The 20,928-nt window shown below is 49.4% G+C and carries 20 protein-coding genes and 1 pseudogene; 11 read left to right on the plus strand and 10 right to left on the minus strand.

Annotation, left to right across the window (positions count from 1 at the left end):
- Positions 1-34 precede the first annotated feature (34 nt).
- From RDM26_RS06380 to RDM26_RS06390, 3 genes and pseudogenes are all read right to left on the minus strand, one after another.
- A pseudogene (locus RDM26_RS06380) lies at positions 35-1,150 on the minus strand (Re/Si-specific NAD(P)(+) transhydrogenase subunit alpha); the annotation flags it as partial.
- 152 nt (positions 1,151-1,302) lie between these two features.
- Positions 1,303-1,521 (minus strand): carbon storage regulator, encoded by a 219-nt coding sequence (locus RDM26_RS06385; RefSeq protein ID WP_307738162.1) that lies wholly within the window; start codon positions 1,519-1,521, stop codon positions 1,303-1,305.
- A gap of 24 nt (positions 1,522-1,545) precedes the next feature.
- The gene (locus RDM26_RS06390; protein WP_307738163.1) at positions 1,546-1,989 is read right to left on the minus strand and encodes a hypothetical protein; all 444 of its coding nucleotides are present in this window, start codon (positions 1,987-1,989) and stop codon (positions 1,546-1,548) included.
- A gap of 438 nt (positions 1,990-2,427) precedes the next feature.
- On the opposite strand from RDM26_RS06390, the gene RDM26_RS06395 reads away from it, so the two are divergent.
- A complete protein-coding gene (locus RDM26_RS06395; RefSeq protein WP_307738164.1) occupies positions 2,428-3,606 on the plus strand; it encodes a hypothetical protein in 1,179 nt (392 codons plus the stop codon).
- Between the two features lie 195 nt (positions 3,607-3,801).
- Positions 3,802-6,366 carry an MMPL family transporter gene (locus tag RDM26_RS06400; RefSeq protein WP_307738165.1) on the plus strand — a complete coding sequence of 855 codons (2,565 nt, stop codon included), beginning with the start codon at positions 3,802-3,804 and terminating at the stop codon, positions 6,364-6,366.
- Positions 6,367-6,402: 36 nt separating this feature from the next.
- Here RDM26_RS06400 and dnaB read toward each other — a convergent pair whose 3' ends face one another.
- Entirely contained in the window at positions 6,403-7,728 is a 1,326-nt protein-coding gene (dnaB, locus tag RDM26_RS06405) for a replicative DNA helicase (RefSeq protein WP_307738166.1), read from the minus strand.
- 234 nt (positions 7,729-7,962) lie between these two features.
- Here dnaB and RDM26_RS06410 point away from each other — a divergent pair, with 234 nt between their 5' ends.
- The gene (locus tag RDM26_RS06410) at positions 7,963-9,276 is read left to right on the plus strand and encodes an MATE family efflux transporter (protein WP_307738167.1); all 1,314 of its coding nucleotides are present in this window, start codon (positions 7,963-7,965) and stop codon (positions 9,274-9,276) included.
- A gap of 131 nt (positions 9,277-9,407) precedes the next feature.
- Here RDM26_RS06410 and rplI read toward each other — a convergent pair whose 3' ends face one another.
- The 6 genes from rplI to dnaA all read right to left on the minus strand — a co-directional run bounded on the left by rplI (position 9,408) and on the right by dnaA (position 15,585).
- Positions 9,408-9,869, minus strand: coding sequence for a 50S ribosomal protein L9 (gene rplI, locus RDM26_RS06415; RefSeq protein WP_238128156.1), 462 nt, complete (start codon positions 9,867-9,869; stop codon positions 9,408-9,410).
- 15 nt (positions 9,870-9,884) lie between these two features.
- The gene (gene rpsR, locus RDM26_RS06420; RefSeq protein WP_022864511.1) at positions 9,885-10,127 is read right to left on the minus strand and encodes a 30S ribosomal protein S18; all 243 of its coding nucleotides are present in this window, start codon (positions 10,125-10,127) and stop codon (positions 9,885-9,887) included.
- A 44-nt stretch (positions 10,128-10,171) separates the two neighbouring features.
- Positions 10,172-10,747 carry a single-stranded DNA-binding protein gene (locus RDM26_RS06425; protein ID WP_307738168.1) on the minus strand — a complete coding sequence of 192 codons (576 nt, stop codon included), beginning with the start codon at positions 10,745-10,747 and terminating at the stop codon, positions 10,172-10,174.
- A 20-nt stretch (positions 10,748-10,767) separates the two neighbouring features.
- Positions 10,768-11,052 carry a 30S ribosomal protein S6 gene (rpsF, locus tag RDM26_RS06430; protein ID WP_024059628.1) on the minus strand — a complete coding sequence of 95 codons (285 nt, stop codon included), beginning with the start codon at positions 11,050-11,052 and terminating at the stop codon, positions 10,768-10,770.
- A gap of 224 nt (positions 11,053-11,276) precedes the next feature.
- Positions 11,277-13,718, minus strand: coding sequence for a transglycosylase domain-containing protein (locus RDM26_RS06435; RefSeq protein ID WP_307738169.1), 2,442 nt, complete (start codon positions 13,716-13,718; stop codon positions 11,277-11,279).
- A gap of 454 nt (positions 13,719-14,172) precedes the next feature.
- Positions 14,173-15,585: a chromosomal replication initiator protein DnaA gene (dnaA, locus tag RDM26_RS06440; RefSeq protein ID WP_307738170.1), complete on the minus strand. Its 1,413-nt coding sequence runs from the start codon at positions 15,583-15,585 to the stop codon at positions 14,173-14,175.
- 399 nt (positions 15,586-15,984) lie between these two features.
- Between dnaA and rpmH the strand changes: the two genes are divergently transcribed.
- The 8 genes from rpmH to RDM26_RS06480 all read left to right on the plus strand — a co-directional run.
- Positions 15,985-16,122, plus strand: a complete 138-nt coding sequence (gene rpmH / locus RDM26_RS06445) for a 50S ribosomal protein L34 (protein WP_081639105.1) — start codon at positions 15,985-15,987, stop codon at positions 16,120-16,122.
- A 3-nt stretch (positions 16,123-16,125) separates the two neighbouring features.
- Positions 16,126-16,479 carry a ribonuclease P protein component gene (rnpA, locus tag RDM26_RS06450; RefSeq protein ID WP_307738171.1) on the plus strand — a complete coding sequence of 118 codons (354 nt, stop codon included), beginning with the start codon at positions 16,126-16,128 and terminating at the stop codon, positions 16,477-16,479.
- The gene (gene yidD / locus RDM26_RS06455; protein WP_307738172.1) at positions 16,476-16,802 is read left to right on the plus strand and encodes a membrane protein insertion efficiency factor YidD; all 327 of its coding nucleotides are present in this window, start codon (positions 16,476-16,478) and stop codon (positions 16,800-16,802) included. The genes rnpA and yidD overlap by 4 nt, the downstream gene beginning before the upstream one ends.
- Positions 16,803-16,821: 19 nt before the next feature.
- Positions 16,822-18,195, plus strand: a complete 1,374-nt coding sequence (gene yidC / locus RDM26_RS06460) for a membrane protein insertase YidC (RefSeq protein ID WP_307738173.1) — start codon at positions 16,822-16,824, stop codon at positions 18,193-18,195.
- 35 nt (positions 18,196-18,230) lie between these two features.
- Positions 18,231-18,755 (plus strand): R3H domain-containing nucleic acid-binding protein, encoded by a 525-nt coding sequence (locus RDM26_RS06465; protein WP_024059621.1) that lies wholly within the window; start codon positions 18,231-18,233, stop codon positions 18,753-18,755.
- Between the two features lie 60 nt (positions 18,756-18,815).
- Positions 18,816-19,469 (plus strand): 16S rRNA (guanine(527)-N(7))-methyltransferase RsmG, encoded by a 654-nt coding sequence (rsmG, locus tag RDM26_RS06470; RefSeq protein WP_307738174.1) that lies wholly within the window; start codon positions 18,816-18,818, stop codon positions 19,467-19,469.
- Between the two features lie 31 nt (positions 19,470-19,500).
- Positions 19,501-20,406: an AAA family ATPase gene (locus RDM26_RS06475; protein ID WP_307738175.1), complete on the plus strand. Its 906-nt coding sequence runs from the start codon at positions 19,501-19,503 to the stop codon at positions 20,404-20,406.
- On the plus strand, positions 20,406-20,928 hold a 523-nt coding region (locus tag RDM26_RS06480), incomplete at its 3' end, for a ParB/RepB/Spo0J family partition protein (RefSeq protein ID WP_307738176.1). The genes RDM26_RS06475 and RDM26_RS06480, both read left to right, overlap by 1 nt.

Genomic DNA, 20,928 nt, shown 5'->3' on the forward strand with positions numbered 1-20,928 from the left:
AATCTCGCAACTCATTTATGCCGGCTTCTTATTGAAGGGGGGGGGGGGGGAACATATTTTCCCCATCTTTAGCAACCGTGATCCCGCGGACTACTTCGTCTTCCATATCGAGGACGTAGTTGCCGTCTTTTTCCGGAGTGATCAGCTTAAACAGGTTAACAATATTTTGTCCATAAAGCTGTGAGGACTGTCCAGGTAACCTGCCAGCCAGGTCGGTGTAGCCAATAATGGTCACCCCGTTTTCGGTAACTACTTTTTCGCCGGGCTGGGTCAGTTCGCAGTTACCGCCGCCAGCTGCGGCCATATCCACGATGACTGAACCGGGCGCCATGGCCGCTACTGCCTCTTTGGTGATTAGCAGTGGCGAGCGGCGACCGGGAATATTCGCGGTGGTGATCACGATGTCATTGGCAGCTGCCTGCTCGGTGTAGAGCTTGGTGGCGGCATCCGCTTGATCCGCACTCATTTCTTTGGCGTAACCATCATCGGATTTTTCTTGCGCGATCGGAATGGGCACAAAGGTTGCTCCTACCGATTCTGCTTGTTCGGCAGTTTCACTGCGCACGTCGGTGGCGCTAACCTGGGCTCCCATCGAGTTGGCGGTGCCGATAGCCGCGAGGCCGGCTACTCCTACGCCAATCACATAGACCTTGGCGGGCGGAATTTTTCCGGCGGCAGTCACCTGACCGGTAAAGAGGCGACCGAAACTTTCTGCAGCCTCGATAACGGCGCGATAGCCGGACACATTCGACATCGAGGAGAGCACATCCATGGACTGCGCCCGAGAGATTCTAGGAACCGTATCCATCGCAAATCCGGTAATGCCTCGCTCTACCAGGGCATCTACAGTCTCGGGATGGCGACCTGGCGCCATCCGGGCAATTAGGAGCGCTCCGGGTTTAACCAGATTCAGGTAGTCGGTGGGGGGCGTATCTAAGACGGTGACAATATCGGCCTGCCAGGCGGCCTGAGTGTCCACGATTTGCGCTCCGGCTTGCGAATACTGCTCATCCAGGTAGGCGGCCTTTTCGCCCGCTCCCTGCTCGACCAGGACTTCATATCCCAGTTTGATGAGTTTTTTTACCGTATCCGGAGTGGCGGCGACCAAAGTTTGGTCTGGCGTGGGCTCTTTAGGAACTCCAATTCGCACAGTTACTCCTTATAGTTTTGGCTTTTTAAATACCAATATTTATCCACCTATTTTACTGGTGGATAGCTTATTTTTAGCTTACGCGGCACCTAGTAGGCGCGCACTCTAAGTCCAGCTAATAGGATGTTACCCGCCGCGGGGGCAGATAAAAACTATTTTTCCGGCGCGGCCTGCTTAGACCCAGGTCCAGGCCCTTCCAATCCCAGGCGTTCTCTGTCGGGTTGCTCTAGCAGTTCGCCCCGACGGATAGTCAAGTCTTTAGGGGCGCTAATCCCCAGTCTCACCGAGTCTTTATGCGAGTCCACCACGGTGATTACTACCTGGTCTCCGACCACGATCTCTTCTCCGCGTCTGCGGGTTAGTACTAGCATCCTTGCCTGCCTCCTAGATGGTGATTAAAAACTATGTTCAGAATCTGGAGGAATCTCCCCTTCTACAGATTCCAGGATATCTTCTGGGTTATCTAAATCTTCGCTTTCCCTTTTCCGGGACTGCTTACTGATCGCTGCTTCGGAGCGGGCTAGCTGATCAGCCAGTTTGTCCGGGGCTTGTTCCTGTCCCAGGTAAGTGGACGCAAGCGAGTCTAGGTGGGGGAGCTTTTCGCGCTCGAAGGACGCGGCAGTCTTTTCCAGATTTTCTTGCCACCTTTGACCACGCTGACGCAGTACCTGGGAGTAAGAGACCCGCTTTGCCCCGCGTACCCGGTGTAGTAACACGTCTAGGTCGCGATTTATCTGGTCATTTTCCCACCGGGATTTTTCAGCAAGGAGGGCGCGAGTATCAGCGAGTAGAGCTTCCAACTCTTGATCGCTGGGCACCTGTCGCTCCCGATAGGTCATGGCGCTTCCTCCTGTTATTTTGTTATTTATTCTTGGTTGTCATTGTAGATTAAGCCCGCTGGCTGTGGAGAAGAACTGGATTTAAAGCTAGCCATCCAGGTTTACCGGGCACCCAAAACATTCTGGTTTCTAAGGAGTATTTCCTGGGACAGCCATTGACTATTATTGCCTGAACCAGGGCGCGACCCTAAACTTGAAGGCACTGGTAGCTTTTTAAAAGAAATTTACTTAACGGTTTGCTAAGAGAGTCGGGAGAAAAATGTCGTCCCCTAATTATCCCTATCCGCCCAGTAATCTACCGCAGACAAATCCGCAACCGGGATTATCCCCCGTAGCCTAGCCGCAGTTCCCGGTGTCCCCAACGCAGTCATTTATGCATCCTAACTCGGCTTCAGATCCGCGACCACCACTTAATCACTAAGGTATTGAAAGAGGTCTATGCTCCCATACTTCACAGTCAACTTACCTATTCAGCCCCTAATGGAGCATTCCTTTATGGCGCTGGTAGGTGCGGTCGCCATGATCGTGGTGGCCGCGCTGCTGGTGGTATGGACCATTGTTTTCTATCAAAGTGCTTCCCGCTCCCCGATCCTGACTTTTAGCGGACGTCGCCAAAAGAATTTATGCCACCTACTTATTGCTTACCGTAAGCGGCTAGCAGCCATGGGGGCTGATCCTCGTTACCTAGCTTTAGATGCCAATGCTCGCCAAGTCGTCCTCGGAAAAATCCTAGGAAATCTGAGCAAGCAGTATTACCGCACCGCCGGTTGGGGTAACTATCACCCGCAACAACTACTGGCTACTGACTGGCCAGAGCTGGCTTCCCTGGTTTCGGCGCTGCCTGACCCCGAACAAAATCCCAGGACAGTGCGCGCCCAGGTTCCTCCCAGCGACACCGCTGCCTTAAGTACCGCTATTTCTCAGATTGATTATCGCAACTGGCTGCACGCCCACGCTTTAAATACTCGTCAGGATCTGGTGGTCAAGCCTCCTCGCAGATCCCGATTTTGGATAGTGCCCGTAACCTTAACTGTGCTCTGTCTGCTAGTTATTTCGGGGCTACAAACCCACAGTTGGGCACTAGAACAACAGGCAGTCCGAGCAGACCGACAAGGAGACCCTTCCTTGGCGCAAGATCTGCGTCTACGCCAGTCCTCCTCCCGTCTCCTAGCCGATAGGTGGCTGGTGAACTATAACCTGGGAACCACCTATCTAAACGCCGGCGATCTGCAAAATGCCAATAAATATTTATCTCGCGCTAGCAAGAAAATGCCGTTCATCCTGGAAACCAAGATGACTGAACCCCAGGCAGTATTGGCAGGCTGTCAAGTGAACTACAACCTAGCTTTAGTGACGATAAAAACCAGTGAGGACGTCGAAACCACCGATGTTTTAACCCAAGCTTCTCGCCTACTGGTTTACTGTAATCAAAAAGCTTTAGAAACTCGCCAAAAATACTGGAAACTGGAGGGAGAAACTACCGCTACTAGTAGGGTATCTGCCAGTTTGAATCGGGTAGCAAAAGATAGTGATTACTTACTAGAGCAGATCAAAAAACAAGGTGGCAGCGACTTTGGAATCCCAGAAGCTTCCTGGTTGGAAGATTTTGGTTACTAAAACCCGGGATATACCCGCATTTTACGCAGCTAGAGGCACTTTTCCAGCCGCGGGTAGCTCTTTACCCAACTAGCAAAGCAATAGTTACCCAAAAAACAGTACGCAACTGCCAGTGACGGACATTATCGGCTCCCTATTTAAAATCCTTTGCTGATTTGGCTGAACTTTAGCGCCAGAACCCTCACAATTGAAACTATGAAACGGATGAAGCGCTTTTGGTGGGGAAAACACCCCGGCTTCATCGTGACTATCTGGCTGGTAACCGTAACGCTCGCGATTATCGCAGTATTTTCGGGTTTGGGGGGAAAACCACTATTCGAAAGGCTCATTACCCCCCAGCCTTCCAGTCCCTCGTCGGAATCAGCCGTGGGTAAGAGGCTGTATGAGCAAGCCCACGGCGATACCTATCCGGTAACGGCGGTAGTAGAAATACCGGATTTAGAAAAACATGCTGATCAGATTGCAAAAATGCTCCGCCCGCTACACGCGGATCTGTTAAAGGTACCAAAGGTAACGCAGATTGCCGATCCCTTTATCGCCTTTGATCCCCAGCTACCCGCCGGGAAAAAAGCCCAAGAAAAAATCGATCAAGCCTTAATGCAGGCATTAGCGCAAGGCAGAACCCAGGCAGAGGAGGTCGCAAGAGCCAAGGGCGCTAGCGGCCAGCAACTAGAAAAAGCTAGAGAGCGCGCCGAAAGGGAAGTAAAAAAAGCTTTCACCAGCCAGTTACCTCCGGCTTGGGAAACTATCCAGTCCAGTGAACTCCAGCAGATGATTGCTAAGGACGGAAAAACTTTCCTAATCAACGTACAGTTAACTGCCAACGGCTATGACCAAGTGGATCCGGATGCCCGGGATCAGGTAGCCGGAGTTTTAGAAGAACTACCCGACTATTTTTCAGGTTCTAACGTTACTGCCAGCGTGAATGTCGTCGATAACACCGGTTTACAAACTGCTGCCAATGGCCAAGTCAAAGCCGATATGCTCCGCGGGGAAGGAATTTCGATTCCGATTTCTCTGCTGATTATGACCATCGTTTTCGGGGGTATGCTAGCCGCCTTATTGCCCCTAATCGGAGCCGGGGCTGCCATTGGAATCACCTTAATGCTGATCCTGGCGCTGACCTATCTGATTACCGTGGAGTCATTCGTAGTCAATATTGTTTCTTTCCTCGGTCTGGGATTATCGATTGACTACGGGTTACTAATCGTTTCTCGCTACCGACAGGAACTGCATAAACGTGGTCTTCATGGCCAGGAAGATAACTTTATTTTTTACCCTCGTTTCCTGCAGCTATTGATTGGAACGCGCCGGGCAGGCAATAGGAAAATTTCTATAGCTGCTCGCAAAAATTACCGCACCCAACTCCTTAATGCCCGCAAACCCTATCTTCAGGCTCTAGAAAAAACTATGGACACTGCCGGTGCCACGGTTTTCTTTTCGGCTCTAATTGTTTCGCTCGCGATCTTGGGGCTGTGTATCTTCCCGCTACCACTACTGCGACTAATGGGTATAGGCGGAGTAGCAGTAACCATGTTGGCAATGATTTCTAATATGACGTTTTTGCCTGCCCTGATGATGCTGTTTGGACCGAGCCTGGCTTCTCCCTCAAACTTTTCCCATTGGATGAACTGGGTGCGTCGCCATATTTTCCGCCGTACCCGCGAGCGCAGCGAAGACGATCCTTCCCCAGTTTTTCGCTCCGTATCAACTTTCGTGACCCGCCGTCCCTGGCCAGTGCTGGTAGTGGTGACCCTCGTGTTAGTGGTGATGTCACTTCCCCTCTACCAGATGCAAATGCGTTCCTCTGCGGTGGAATCCATGCCCCGGTCAATCCCGCAAATCGGGGCCTTATGGGATATGTGGGAGCGTTTCCCCGACTCGGCTAATCCGCAAATCCGTCTGGTAGCTAAAACCACCCCGCAGCAGTTGCAGACTTGGGCAGAAGAAAAAGTGCAACCGCTATCCCACGTGAAACGAATTCGTCCCGCCGAAGACCTAATAATTGATGGCGAACAATACGCTTCCCTCGATGTTTACACTAAAGAAAAAGATGCTTTCGCCGCGCAGGTGAAGCAAGAAATGCAAGAGGTACGCCAGTTACCTGCGCCCTTTAAAACTTGGGTGACTGGGGAAGCTGCCCTCCAAACCGATTTCCAAGACACTCTTTACGAATATGCTCCCTACGTTTTTTTGGCAGTCGCCCTCACTACCTATTTAATGTTGTTCCTAATGACCGGGGCGCTGCTGCTACCGCTACAAGCCTTGGTACTAAACATGGTTTCCTTACTGTCTTCCTTAGGGGTGGCCGTCTGGGTGTTCCAATATGGTCACGGAGAGAAACTGCTAGGTTTCACTTCCCTGGGCGCAGTGGAATCTTATGTAGTAGCCATCGTGTTCTGCTTCGGTTTTGGCTTATCAATGGATTATGAAATGTTTCTAGTATCCCGGGTGAAAGAAATCTGGGATGAAACCGCAGATAACAAACGGGCAGTGCGGGAAGGACTCACCCATTCGGCCTCCACGATTACTTCTGCAGCATTAATTTTGTTAGTGGTATTCCTCGGCTTTACCACCGGAGGTATCCAGGCCATCAAACAGATCGGATTTACGTTAGCGGTGGCGGTGGCGCTTGACGCTACTTTAGTGCGTATGGGACTGGTACCCGCCGTTATGGCGATCTGCGGGAAAACTAACTGGTGGGCTCCCAAATGGCTACGCTCTTTCCACTCCCGTCTACCTCTTCCCGGGCACCAATAAGATTCGAGAACGAGCAGGCGAAACTCCCAGCAACCTTTACTCGCGGGCGGGATTGCCGAACTTTGACAAACGCCCGAGGAAGGTTAGGGGAATGGTTGCCGTCGGACCGTTACGGTGTTTGGCAACAATCACATCTGCCTCCCCGGGGCGATCTTCCTGATTATAAACTTCCGGACGATTGAGCAGCATCACCACATCCGCATCTTGTTCCAAAGAACCAGATTCTCGCAGGTCAGCAAGCATGGGTTTATGTTCGATTCGCTGTTCGGGTCCGCGGTTTAGCTGGGCTACTGCCACCACTGGGATTTCAAGTTCTTTAGCTAGTAGTTTTAAAGAGCGAGAAAACTCGGCTACTTCCTGTTGCCGTGACTCTACCCGCTTGCCGGAACTCATCAACTGTAGATAGTCCACCACTACTAGTTTTAAATCATTTTGCTGTTTGAGGCGGCGACATTTTGAACGTATCTCCGGCATGGTCATATTCGGAGAATCATCGATATATAGCGGAGCCTGGGAACAGCGGGACAGTACCTGCGCTATTTTTGTCCAATCCGCGTCCTCTAAATCCCCCGCGCTGAGCCGAGACATTGACACCCCTGATTCCGCGGAAATCATGCGCCGGGAAATCTCAGTCCCGTCCATTTCTAGACTGAAAATAACGGAAGTCAGTTCGTGATGAATGGCGGCGTTTCTACAAAAATCCAGAGCCAAGGTAGATTTACCCATTGCCGGGCGAGCGGCCACGATTACCAACTGCCCGGGGTGCAAGCCATGGGTGAGATTATCTAATTGATAAAAACCGGTGGGAACCCCCGAAGACATGCCCCCATTTTTTTGTAGTTCTTGCAGTTCAGTTACGGTTTCATCTAAAAATTCGGTGATCGGGCGGTAGTCTTCGCTATCTCCGCGTTCACTGACTGCATAGATTTCACTTTGTGCCTGGTTTATCAGCTCATCTACGTCACCGCCATCGTCAGCGTAACCTAGTTGCACCACCCGGGTGCCCGCCTGCACCAGGGAACGCAGCTGCGCCCTCTCCCGCACGATCCGGGCATAATATCCCGCGTTTGCGGCGGTAGGAACCCCGGAGATTAGTTGATGTAAATAGGGGGCACCCCCGATTCTCTCCAAGTCACCGCGGCGCTTTAATTGCCCAGCTACGGTCACCGCATCTACCGGTTCCCCGCGACCAAATAGATCCAAGATGACTTCGTGGATCGTTTGATGCACCGGGCGATAGTAATCTTCTCCCCTGATCGTCATGGTGACATCGGCAATCGCATCTTTGGAAAGCATCATCGCTCCCAATACGGATTGTTCTGCGGCAATATCTTGCGGAGGTGTCCGATCAAAATCTGCCATCGCTACCTCCTGGAAAGAACTACAAACTCTTTGATTGTGCCACATCCCGCAGGTATAACCAGAAAAGCCCCTGTTGAAAACTCGTAAAATTTGGTGCAGACAGTGTTAATAACCTGTGGAAATATCGGGGAATATGTGGGTAGCGAATAACCCCAAGTTTATAAACCAGTTACAAACTGGGAAACTACTAACAGAGTTATTCACAGATTGTGTATAGAAAATAGAGGAAGATTAGTGGAAAAGCCTAAGAAAACCAGTCTTAACCGCCAGGTTTTGGCTCTGGCTTTACCTGCCCTCGGATCCTTAATCGCCGAGCCGGTGCTAAGGATGGCTGACTCCATACTGGTCGGGCATGTAGGAACCCCAGATTTAGCAGGACTAGCTATCGGTTCGACGGTACTTACCCTGGTAGTAGGAATCTGTGTATTCCTTGCCTACACCACTACTGCGGTGACAGGCAGAGCAATTGGGGCAGGTAAACGCGCTGAAGGTTTGCGTTTAGGTATTCAGGGAATGTGGTTGGGGGCGCTTTTGGGTGCCGCTTTGGCAATAGTCTTGATAGTTTTTGCCCCGCAAATCATTGGCCTTTTCGAAGCTGAGGAGCTAGTTGCGGATTTGGCAGGTCGCTACTTAATAGTCTCGGCTCCTGGACTTGTCGCCATGCTGTCTGTATTAGCTGCTAACGGGGTTTTGAGGGGCTTATTAGATACTCGCACTCCTCTCCTGGTAACTACCAGCGCAGCTATTCTTAACGTACCGGTTTCCGCATTCTTAATTTTCGGTTGCTCTCTTGGGGTGGCAGGTGCGGGCGCTGGCACCGCGATTTGCCAATTTTTCATGGCTATTTGGCTCTGGATAGTGGTAGTTAAGAAACTGCGAGTGGAGGGAGTATCGGCTCGCCCTGATATACAACTAATTTTCCGTTCCGGGGTGCACGGATTGCCTTTAGTTCTCCGCTCGCTTTTTCTGCAGGCGGCTATCGTAGTCACCACTTGGCAGGCGACTCGTTTGGGGGCAGTAACTTTGGCGGGTTATCAGATTCTAAAAACTCTGTGGACCCTAGCGGCATTCGGACTCGACGCCTTAGCGATCGCTGCTCAGGCGCTCCTGGCCAACGCTCTCGGTGAGGGCGAGGAGCGAAAAACCCGGGTGCTAATAGCCCAGTTAAACCGCTGGGCACTGGGCTTTGGCACCCTGATTGGTCTAGTATTTGCAGCCATTTCTGGCTTTTTACCACACCTTTTTACGGGAGATCCTGAGCTATTAGCCGTTTGTGTCCCCGGGATTATCGTGGTGGGTTTTATGCAACCACTGGCAGCCTTAACCTACATTTACGACGGTTACTTGATCGGTGCTGATGACACTAAATACCTGGCAAAAGCGATGGCCATAGTATTTGCTATCTATCTACCGGCGGTTTTACTTGCTGGCCTCCTCCCTGAAGGCCCCTGGGGTTTAGCTGGTTTATGGGCTATCTACGGATTGGTTTTTATTGGCGGCAGGGCGGCCTCACTATGGCTACGTATCCGCACCGACGCTTGGCTCTAGATGCGATGAAATGGAGCCGGTGACTGCTGGGTAGACCCCTAGTTCATCTACAGATAAAAGTAGGGTGAGCAAGAGGCTAATCTTGCTCACCCTACTTTTGATTAGCTAAATGCTGGCAGGTAAAAACTTACCTATTTGCCGCCCTCAACGTTTACAAACAGTTTGGCGCTTATATCTTCATGCAAATTGATTTGAATCTGATATTTTCCAACCGCTTTGATCGGCTTTTCAATAATAACTTTGCGCCGATCTACAGTCTGCCCGATCTGTTCTTTAACCGCTGCCACCACATCCTGGGTGGATACTGCTCCAAAGAGGCGACCGGAATGGCCGGCCCGCTTGGAAACTACCACGGTATTGTGGGCTTCGATAGCATCGCGTACTGCCCGAGCGTCCTCTACGTTAGAGATTTCCCGGCGCCGGCGTGCCCGAATCATTTCATCGATCTGCTTTTGGGCGCCCTTAGTCCAAGGGTGCGCCATTTTCCGCGGTACCAGGTAGTTGCGGGCATATCCGCGAGCTACGGTTACTACGTCCCCGGAGGAACCCAGCCCCGGTACATCCATATTCAAAATAATTTTGGCTGTTGCCATGACTAAACCCTCCTATCAGCGACCAGAACTAGTGTAGGGAAGCAACGCCATTTCGCGGGCATTCTTAACTGCCTTCGCGATAGCGCGCTGCTGCTGAACGCTAACTCCGGTAACCCGGCGCGAACGAATCTTTCCGCGATCGGAAATAAACTTCCGCAAGAACGGGGTATCTTTGTAGTCGATTTTTTCAACCGGCATATTACGTAGCGGGTTAGCCTTTTTCTTAATCGGCTTCGCGCGAAGAACTTTCTTCGCCATATTTACTCCTTAATGGTGTGACCCTAAGGTCTTATCCTGAAACTTTAGAACGGCGGTTCGTTGTCTTCGCCGTTATCGCTGGTGGCAGGAGCAGCCCAGGGATTGTCATCCCCAGCCGGTTGCGCGGCCGCCATGGAACCTGTTCCCAAGTTCGCGGTAGCGCCCCCGTTAAATCCTCCACCTTGATTGAAATTGCCGGCTGGAGCACCTGCACCAAATCCGCCCTGTCCGCCCTGATTAAATCCGCCTGCACCTGAGCGCGGAATCCGGGTGACTTGGGCTTGCGCGTAACGCAAGGAAGGACCGATTTCGTCGACTTGAATCTCTATTGAGGAACGATTCTGTCCATCCCGTTCCCAATTACGTTGCTGCAGGCGACCGTGAACAATCACTCGCATGCCTTTAGTTAAGGATTCGGCGATATTTTCGGCCATTTCCCGCCACGCTGAACAACGCAGAAACATGGCAGTGCCATCTTCCCACTGTCCGGATGCGCGATTATAGGTTCTGGGAGTGGAGGCCACGGTAAATGAAGCCACTGGCACCGATTGCGCGGTGTAGCGCAGCTCGGGATCTGCAGTCAGATTCCCAATAACCGTTATCTGGGTTTCTCCAGCCATCTTTGTTCCTCTCCGCGATCTTAATCGCGCCGCAACAACTTAGTGCGCAAAACGGATTCGTTTAGCGACAGCTGCCGGGTTAGCTCCTCAGCAATCTGCGGGGCAGTGGTCATCTCGATGACCGCATAGATCCCTTCAGAGTACTTTTCAATCGGATATGCCAGGCGACGTTTGCCCCAAATGTCGGTCGCGTCTACGCTTCCCCCATTTGCAGAAACCACATTTAGCAGTTTCTCCAATGCTGGGGCTACGGTGCGTTCGTCGATTTCGGGATTCAGGATCACCATCATCTCATATTTACGCATCTCAACCCACCTCCTTTGGTCTAACGGCCACGGTCCTTCCGCGGCAGGAGGGTATATGCATACGACCCGAAGGTCGCACTACAGGATAACTTAGTTCCCAGCGCTTTTTCTAGCCGTTATCAAACATTGTTAGGAAACGCTCTTTTTAACCGTCGCAGATAGAACCCATTTTCAGCTCGCGGGTAGCGGGGCGCCTTAAAGCAATCCTGGATCCTTCGCCCTACCTAGGGACTAGGAGGAGCAGCTGGAGAAGAGGATTCCGCAGGCTCCGGGGATTGCGCAGGTGGTGAACTGGCAGGAGAAGAGCTGCTAGGAACCGTGAGCGGATTACCTATCGTTTCTGGAGGAGGAGCCGAAGGTACTTCCGCAGTCTTATAGGGGGTATTCTTTTCTTTCGGCCTCACCCGAGATTTGCTGGTTTCAGAAGAAAATAAGGGCTGCGGCTCCAAACCTTTAACCGCCGGTCTCATATATGCCAACCACAATTTAGCAGGCCAAGTACCACCGGTTACTTCCCTTACCCCGCCAAAGGGGGTAATGGATTCTTCTGTCCCATTTTTTCCTACCTGATACATGGAAATTGCGGTCACCATTTGCGGTACATAACCAACAAACTGTGCAGAGCGGTTATCGTTTGAAGATCCCGTTTTCGCCGCTACCGGTCTACCGAGTTTTCCGGCAGTATCACCGGTACCTCCCGTTTCAGTTACCGCCGCTAACGCTTTGGTCAACTCTGAAATGTTTTCTTCTTCAAACTGACGGATACCAGCAGTATCAGCTTCGTAGAGAATATTGCCAGACGAATCGGTAACCTTATCAATGATGTGAGCTGTGCGCCTGATACCACCGGTAGCGAAAGTGGTATAAGCCTCTGCGATTTCTAGGTTATGGGGAGAACTAGTCCCTAATACCCCCACGATTGAATTCTTATCCAACCCCACCGTGTTCTTAGAGTACCCAGCCGCGATCGCCACCTGCCGGGTGGCGTCCATCCCGATTTCGCTATTAAGCCGGACATAGGCAGTGTTAATCGAATATTTTGTAGCTCTTACCAGGTCTACTTGACCGTAGGAGGCACCTCCATAGTTACCTACCCAAGCGTCCCCTATTTTCATCGGTCCGGAACCATTAATTTGCTCCGATAATTTATGACCGTGCTCGAGAGCTGCTAGGAGCGCAAATGGTTTAAAGGTTGACCCGGCCTGGGCTACGTCTTGAGTCACCGCGTTGCGTTGAACTTTTTGATAATCCGCTCCCCCATATTCAGCGATTACCGCTCCGGTAGCGGTATCGATCGAGGTGGCTGCTACCCTTAATCCTTCAGGTCTATTCTTCGGGAGGGTAGCGACTGCCTCTTCTAACAGCTTCTGTTTTTCCGGATCAATAGTCGTATAAACCCGAATCCCGGCTCGATCGATCTCATCTTCGGTATAGCCGATTTGCGTTACCAATTCTTGGCGTACATGCTGCAGGAGATATCCCGTGGTGCCCTTAAAATAGGTTCCTTCCTGCTTTTTCTTTTGTACCTGCGGAAATTCTGCGGCATTTTTTTCATTCTTTTTGATCATATTGTCGGCAGTCATGAGATTTAATACCCGTTGCCAACGTTGCTGGGCTTTTTCGGGGCTAACTAGCGGATCCCACGCATTAGGGGCGGGAATAATTCCGGCAAGTAACGCTGATTCTGACAAATTCAAATCTTTAGCACTCTTACCAAAATAGGCGTTAGCTGCTGCTTCGATCCCATAGGCACCCCTACCAAAATAGATGGTATTTAAGTAGTCATTAAGAATTTTTTCTTTAGGTACCTGTCTATTTATTTTTAACGCCAAAATTGTTTCTTTAAATTTTCCGGTATACCCAGTGTTTTTCCCAGTGTAATAGTTCTCTACATATTGTTGGGTGAGCGTAGAAGCGCCCTGGGTGGGAAGCCCCCGCACGTTATTCCACAGGGCGCGGGCAATACCTTTAATATCAATCCCACTGTTTTCATAAAAAGTGCGATCCTCGCTGGCTACTACCGCATCACGAATATAGGAATTTTCAAAAGACTTAGTGTCTACGATGGTACGGTTACGTTCGGCAAACTTTCCCATCATCTTGTTATTATCACCCCAGTAAACGGTAGTTACCTGGGCATTCGCAAATTTTTGCGCTTCAGGTACTTCTAGGCGATAGTAGGCAATCAAAAAAGTGACACATCCGGCAATAATTGCCACCAGAACTAGGCCAGTTATCAATCCCAAGATTCTTTTTACCCAAAGTCCGACTCTGCTGCGGCTCGAAGTATTCTTAACCTTTGGATGTTTTCGTTTTGAAGTTTTGGTACCGACAGTTGCCTTAGGCTTTTTATTGTTGGTAACTTTACCAGCTGCTTGCGCCTTAACTCTATTTTTAGTTTGGAAAGAGGGCGCGGTGGATTTCTTATTTGACGCATACCGGGACTTACTAGCACTGTTAGGAATATTTTGTGTTTTGCGGGGAGCATTAGCACCCGGCTTAGAAGAACTAGGGTAATGATTCGGGTTAATAGGGGCAAAAATACGTTGATCCCCGGCTTGTGCCCGTGCCTGAAATTGCTCTTTTTCATGTTTGCGGCGTTCAGCCCGAGAGGAAAACTTATGTTCTCCAGCTTTATTGCCACGCGATGAATGCTGTTCGGTCATAAATACAGGTTAGCTTAGGAAAAGGATTGAGCTACTTAGATTTCAAAGGTAATAGTAATTCTTATGTAGTTTTCTGCCACTGTGATGGTGATTTATTTAGAATTGTTGTTTATCTCTCTAGTAGTCATCACTGCCTAGAATTATCGGGATTATTAGCTAAACATACAGGTTATAAGGGTTTTAAGCCTGTGAATTGCTGATTATATTTCTGGGGATGCTTTTGGGGAAAGAAAATATTCGAGCAAACGATGCCCAGTTTATGAACAGTATTGTAGCCACGATCCCCAGCTATACACAGGGTTATGCACAGGTGTGGAGAAACCCGCTTTAACCTGTAATCATGAGAACTACATTTTTGTAGTTTTGTTGGTAGAAGTATTCAAAAATAAAAGTAAAAAAGAAGCCAAAATTTTCTTTAGGCAAGCGGGTATTGCCGTGCTTTTTATTAACTAGGTCACTTTGCGTGGCGAGCGGCTTGTCGAATTTGGTTGGTTAATTCATTGATATGATCAAAAATTTGCGGTTTCGATTTCATAAGTTGGGTGATCTTCTTATTCGCGTGCATTACCGTAGTGTGGTCACGTCCTCCGAATTCCTTGCCAATCTGCGGTAATGATAGCTCGGTAAGTTCCCGGCATAAGTACATGGCTATCTGGCGTGCCTCGGTTAGAGAACGTGAACGCGAAGGCGAGCATAAGTCGTTGACGGTGGTTTCAAAATATCCAGCTGTTTGTGCCTTAATCAGAGCGGGGGTGATTTCCTGATCATTAGGGTCAGAAACAATATCTTTAAGTACCATCTCTGCTAGCTGTAGCGTCAAGGGTTGCTTAGTCAGGGAAGCGAAAGCAGTAACCCTAAGCAGGGCACCTTCCAGTTCGCGAATATTGATAGTAAATCGCGAAGCGATATAGGCCAAGACTTCCGAGGGCGCCTCTACTTTTTCCTGACGGATTTTGTTACGCAAAATAGCGATTCGAGTTTCTAGATCAGGAGGCTGTACATCAGTTAATAGTCCCCACTCAAAACGAGACCGTAGTCGTTCCTCGAATCCTTCCAGTTTCTTAGGAGGAACATCGGAAGTAATAACCACCTGTTTGTTGTCATTATGTAAGGAGTTAAAAGTGTGAAAGAACTCCTCGATAGTTTGTTCTTTCCCCTGTAGGAACTGGATATCGTCAATCATCAAAATATCGATATTACGATAGCGCCTTTGGAATTCGTGGGCACTACCCTCTGATACCGAATTGATGAAGTCGTTGGTGAACTCCTCAGAGTTTACATAACGCACTTTGATATGGGGATACAGATTCAACGCATAGTTGCCAATGGCATGGAGTAGGTGAGTTTTACCCAGCCCGGAACCACCGTACACAAAGAGGGGGTTATAGGCTTTGGCGGGAGCTTCGGCGACTGCGATAGCAGCAGCGTGAGCGAAACGGTTGGAAGCACCAATTACAAAGGATTCAAAAGTATATTTTGAGTTCAAACGGCTTTCAAACGGCTTTTTTTCCCGAGAAGGGGTAATGGTTTTAGTAGCGGTACTTTCACTTTTTTGAGGAAGGGGAGCAACCGTTTGGTGTTCGGAAGGATTAACGGTCTGTCCAGTATCCAAAGAGGGATCTACCGAAACCGCCAAAATAACGTCGCGAGAGGTAGCTGCAGAAAGGGATTGCCGTAAAAAAGGAGCTAGGCGAGTCTCAATAATTGATTTTGAATAGTTATTGGGAGTGGCAATGATAATGGTGTTTTCGTAGGTGGTTAAGGGTTTTGACATTCTTACGAAGGCCAGATCGGCTTGACCTACCTGGGGATTTTGTTTTAACTGTCGGATCGCGTCTTGCCAGACTGACTGTAGCGAACTTGACATCAGTTTCTCCAAAATTTCTAAACAGCAATGTGACAGGCCACCCCAACGATGGGGATAGTAATGATTCTAGGATAAAAACAGGTTATCCCCAATCTGGGGAAAAGACTGTGGATAACTTACGTAGTTGTAGTTTTGGCTCTGCATCCCCTCTGGCGTGCAAAAACTAGGAGAAATCGGAATTTTTAAAAATAAAAAATTCACATCTTACAACTTTGTAGTTTTTATAAGTTCCACAGCTTTAAATATGTTGAGAAAAAAATAGTGTTCATAACCACTCAATAACTATTTGACCTGGCAAAGCGCTATGCGTAGGCTTGCATATGTTGTCTATTCCAGGCTAAATGAAACTAAGATGCCGGAATCTTATCCGGTTAGTGAATAACATTCAGGAGAACTACAGTGACAAAGCGGACTTTTCAGCCGAATAACCGTCGCCGAGCCAAGAAACACGGATTCCGGGCAAGAATGCGTACCCGCGCAGGCCGCGCTATTATCGCTAATCGCCGGCGTAAAGGGCGCAAGGATCTTTCGGCCTAAAGCATGTTGCCCCAGGCCAATCGCCTGAAAAAATCAGCCGATTTTTCCCAAGTTTTTCGGCGTGGCAATAGCGCTGGAAACCAACTAATGGTGGTGCACCACCTACCCGACCAGTTAGGCACAGCAAAGCCGCTGGTCGGTTTCGTTGTACCAAAAAGAAATCTACCGCGAGCAGTAGATAGGAACCGCATCAAGAGGCAATTGCGAGCACTTAGTGCCGGCCGGATACAGAACTTTGGTAGCGGGAGCAAAACGGTAGTGCGCGCCCTCGGGAAAGCTAAAACTGCTTCCTACGCGCAACTTGGGGTGGCTTTAGATCAAGCTTTGGCGAGGGCGCAAGCGAAAGGGAAAAAGTGAGCAGAAATCTGGGGCAAGCGGGTTTAATTTTTTTAGTTCGCCTTTATCGGCACTACATCTCTCCCCTGTTTCCTGCGCGTTGTAAGTACTATCCCACTTGCAGCACCTACGCGCTCACGGCTTTAAAAACGCATGGCGCCATAAAAGGGAGCCTCCTTTCGGCTTGGAGATTGGTGCGCTGTAATCCTTTTTCCAATGGGGGAGTGGATTATCCACCAGAAAAAGGTAACTGGAAGAGTGCGCCCTATCATCAGATGACTTTAAGCGAACTTCAAGAACATTGGGCAAAGATAGATAACGCCACCTTGCCTACTCGGGGATAATAAGTAAAGGAGCATACTAATGATGCTAAGTGCGCAGCTGCTAGCGGCAGCCAATCAACCCACATCGGGCGGATGGTATGACACGGTTTTATACCCGTTTAAATGGGTCACCGCCTGGGTACTGGTAGGGATTCATAAAGGATTAACCGTTCTGGGGTTACCGGAAGGCCCAGGGGTTACTTGGGTTCTTTCCATCGTGGTGCTGACCATTTTCGTGCGGCTACTGATTATTCCGCTGTTTATTAAGCAGATAAAGTCTACGCGGGGCATGAGTGCAATCCAACCGCAGATCAAAGAGATCCAAGAAAAATATAAGGGTCGCAATGACCAGGTTTCTAAACAACAGATGAGTCAAGAAACCATGGCTTTATATAAAGAGTACGGCGTTAATCCGATGGCTTCGTGCTTCCCGTTGCTGATTCAATTGCCGATTTTGGCTGCGCTTTACCGGGTGCTTTGGCAAATGCCGTTGATTGCCAAGAATCCGGGGGCACACATTGGCGGTTTTGATTCTAAGTTAGCTGCGGAAATGGATAAATCTACCGTTTTTGGGGTTTATCTATCTGATACCTTCACCAACACTGCCTCTAACCCCACGACCACAAAAATCCTGATCATTGTGGCAGTCCTGCTTTATGCCGGTTTGATGTTCTTCCAACAGTTCATCAATATGCGGCGGAATATGAGTGCTTCCAATCCGCAACAAATGCGGATGATGAAGATGATGGTCTATGTAATGCCTTTGATGACCGCCTGGTTCGGTTTCATTGTGCAAATCGGCGTACTGGTTTACCTGGTAGTAACCATGGTGGTCAGCTTTATTCAACAGCTGTTTGTTATGCATTATCTACCCACCCCTGGCTCTCCGGCTCACGATGCACAAATGCGGCGTCACCAGGAAAAATATGACAAGTTTAAAGAAGAAACACTAACGGAATATAACCAGAAGCTTTCGGAGTTGGGCTTAAGTGGTGACGACGTAGCTAAAGGAATGCGTCTCGAGGTTAAAGCTAATCGTAAGGGCAAGGATGATCCCTTCTCAGGATTAGATAATGGGGAGCAATTGCGCCAAGGGGTGGAGCTCCACAAGGAAACTCAAGATCGACTGCATAAGAAAGCTCAAGATCTGGAGTTAGAAGAAAAACCAAGGAAGCCGGTAAAACAATCTCGGATGATGACGGCGTTACAGAAAAAAGCGGAAGAACAGCAAGCTGCCATCAAACCAAGTACCCGTAATGCCCAGGCGCAACCAAAAAGGTTAACCCGGGCGCAACGTGATGCCCAGGCTAAACGGCGGCGGCAAGCCCAGGGTTTAAGTGAGCAAGAAAAAGCGAAACGCCGGCAGGCGCGCAGGAAGAATAATGCGAATACAAATCGGCGTAAGAACCGATAGGATCATTGCAGATAGCTAAGAGAGGAATAGGTGCCATGAGTGAAGAAGCATCTCCCGAGCGGGTTGCCGCATTGGAAGAAGAGGGCGATATCGCCGCTGATTATTTAGAAGAACTGCTCGATATTGCCGATCTGGGTGGAGATCTCGAGATCGATGTAGAACACGATCGCGCCAGCGTGGATATTGTGGCGGATGCGCAAGATCTAAATGATCTGCAACGCTTAGTCGGCAAAGAGGGCGAAGTTTTAGAGTCGCTCCAGGACTTAACCCGCCTGGCGGTTTCACAAAAAACTGGGGAACATTCCCGCTTAATGCTGGATATAGCCGGGTACCGCCAAGAACGTAAAGCGGAGCTGCGCTCTATTGCCCAAGAAGCCATAACCAAGGCTAAAACTACGGGTGAGCCGGTACGTCTGGAGCCTATGAATCCTTTCGAGCGTAAAGTTTGCCACGATGTGGCCGCCGAAGAGGGCGTGTATTCGGGTTCGCAGGGTCAAGCTCCTAACCGGGCAGTAGTTATTTACCCTGATGCCTCCGGTCCGGAAGCAGAAGAAGAATAATATATAGGAGAGCGACGGTATCTTAAGCGATACTGTCTGATGGTATCTCAGAATTTGGCAATGCAACCGGAACTGCACCTTCAGGTAGCTCAGCCCGGAGCTGAGGTTGAAGCATTTTTTGCATCTTCGTATGGGAAGATGCAGGTTTATGCGCATATGCTGGCAGATCAAGGAGAGCTGCGCGGTCTGATTGGACCGCGGGAGGTACCTCGGATCTGGCCGCGACATATATTGAATTGTGCGGCGGCAGAGAGGTTCTTACCACTAGGGCGTAACGTAACGGTTGCCGATGTGGGGTCGGGAGCAGGACTTCCCGGAATAGTATTGGCTATAATGCGACCAGATCTTCAGTTTTTCTTGATTGAACCTTTGGCCAGGCGGGTAGTTTGGTTAGAGGAAGTAAAGAAAGAGTTGGGATTGGATAACGTGGAGATTTTGCGCTCTCGCAGTCAAGATCTCCCCGGTGGACAGAGATTCACAGCGGTTACCTCCAGGGCGGTGGCTAACTTAAAGAAGCTGGTTCGTATCTCCGGAAAGCTGGTGGCACCAAGAGGACGAATGCTAGCGATTAAAGGTGAGCGTGCTCCCTTAGAGTTGTCTGCGGCGGCGGCAGAGTTGAGAGCAGCTAAATTTGATAGTGCCCATATAGAGGAAGTGCCGTCCCTTATGGACGATTCGATTACTCGGATTATTATGGCAACCAAACGCCCCTAGTGGGTACCTATTTTTGCATTTTGGAGGCATAATGAGCAAGCATCGTTTAGCTGATGCCGCTATGGTTGAACAGGCAGATACCCATGAAGAGTCTTCCCGAAAAGGACGCCTTGACTCTAAGCCTGATTCAGAGCCATTGCCCCATCCGAAAAGTACCAGAATAATCGCAGTTGCGAACCAAAAAGGCGGGGTTGGTAAAACTACCACGGTAGTTAATATTGCTGCAGCTTTGGCTTTAAGGGGACTTAAGGTACTGGTAATTGATGCCGACCAGCAGGGAAATGCTTCTTCTTCCCTGGGATTTCGTCACCTCGAAGATGACCAGAATTCCTTATACGAGGTTATGACCCAGGGAGTACCCCTGCGCGAAGCCCTGTTACAGAATGCGCAAATCCCTAATCTTTGGGTAGTGCCGGCCTCTATGAATATGGCCGGAATTGAGCTCGAACTGAATGAGAGAACCAATTTTCAGCAGATTTTAGCTTCTGCCGTAGATGAGCTGTTAAGTAGCGGGGAACAATTTGATTACATCTTCATTGACTCTCCCCCATCTTTGGGAATTATGACTGTCAACGCCCTGGTAGCTGCTAAAGAAGTGTTGGTACCCCTGCAGGCCGAATACCTGGCGCTGGAAGGGCTGACCCAGTTGACGAAAACCATTGATATGCTGGTGATTCGCCTTAATCCCCGCCTACGTTTCACTGCGATATTACCCACGATGGTAACGACTAACACCTTACTGAGTAAGGGCGTATTAGAAGAAGTCAAGGATTACTACGGTGACATTGTGATGGAGACAATTATTCCTCGTAATATTGCTTTAGCGGAAGCGCCTTCTCACGAAGAATCAATCTTGACTTACCAACCGGCTTCTAAAGGTGCAAAATGTTATTTAGATGCTGCGTACGAATTGGTTAGTCGTGAGGTGAAGTCATAATGGCAAAAAAAGCTCATTTGGGGAGAGGGCTCTCTGCTCTGATTCCTACCGATCCGGTCACGGAGAATACAGTACAAACAGACAGAGATGATAATGCTCGTCCGGCAGATATTTTTTTTGGAGGACATGGACATTCTTCTAGGGGCGGTTCTGTTAAGGAATTATTGGAGCCGCGGAAAAATGTTTCACGTGAAACCTCAAAGGCTTCTCGTAATAAAAAGAATTCGAAAAGCCGTAAATCGGTATCTACAAAAATAATCCACCAATCCGAGTCTAAGGTGCCCCCCGCGACTAGCGATGTTTCACGTGAAACATCGCTAGTGCCAGTGCCGGGTGCAAAACTGGAGCTAATTGAGGTTAGTAAGATTAATCCTAACCGCTCTCAGCCTCGGCAAACATTTGATGAGGACGAAATTGCTGAACTTGCAGCTTCTATAAAAGAAGTGGGTTTACTACAGCCGATTGTCGTACGCATGGATCCCACCGATAAAAACGCATACGAACTGATAATGGGGGAACGGC

Source organism: uncultured Varibaculum sp. (assembly GCF_902489465.1).
GTDB lineage: Bacteria > Actinomycetota > Actinomycetes > Actinomycetales > Actinomycetaceae > Varibaculum.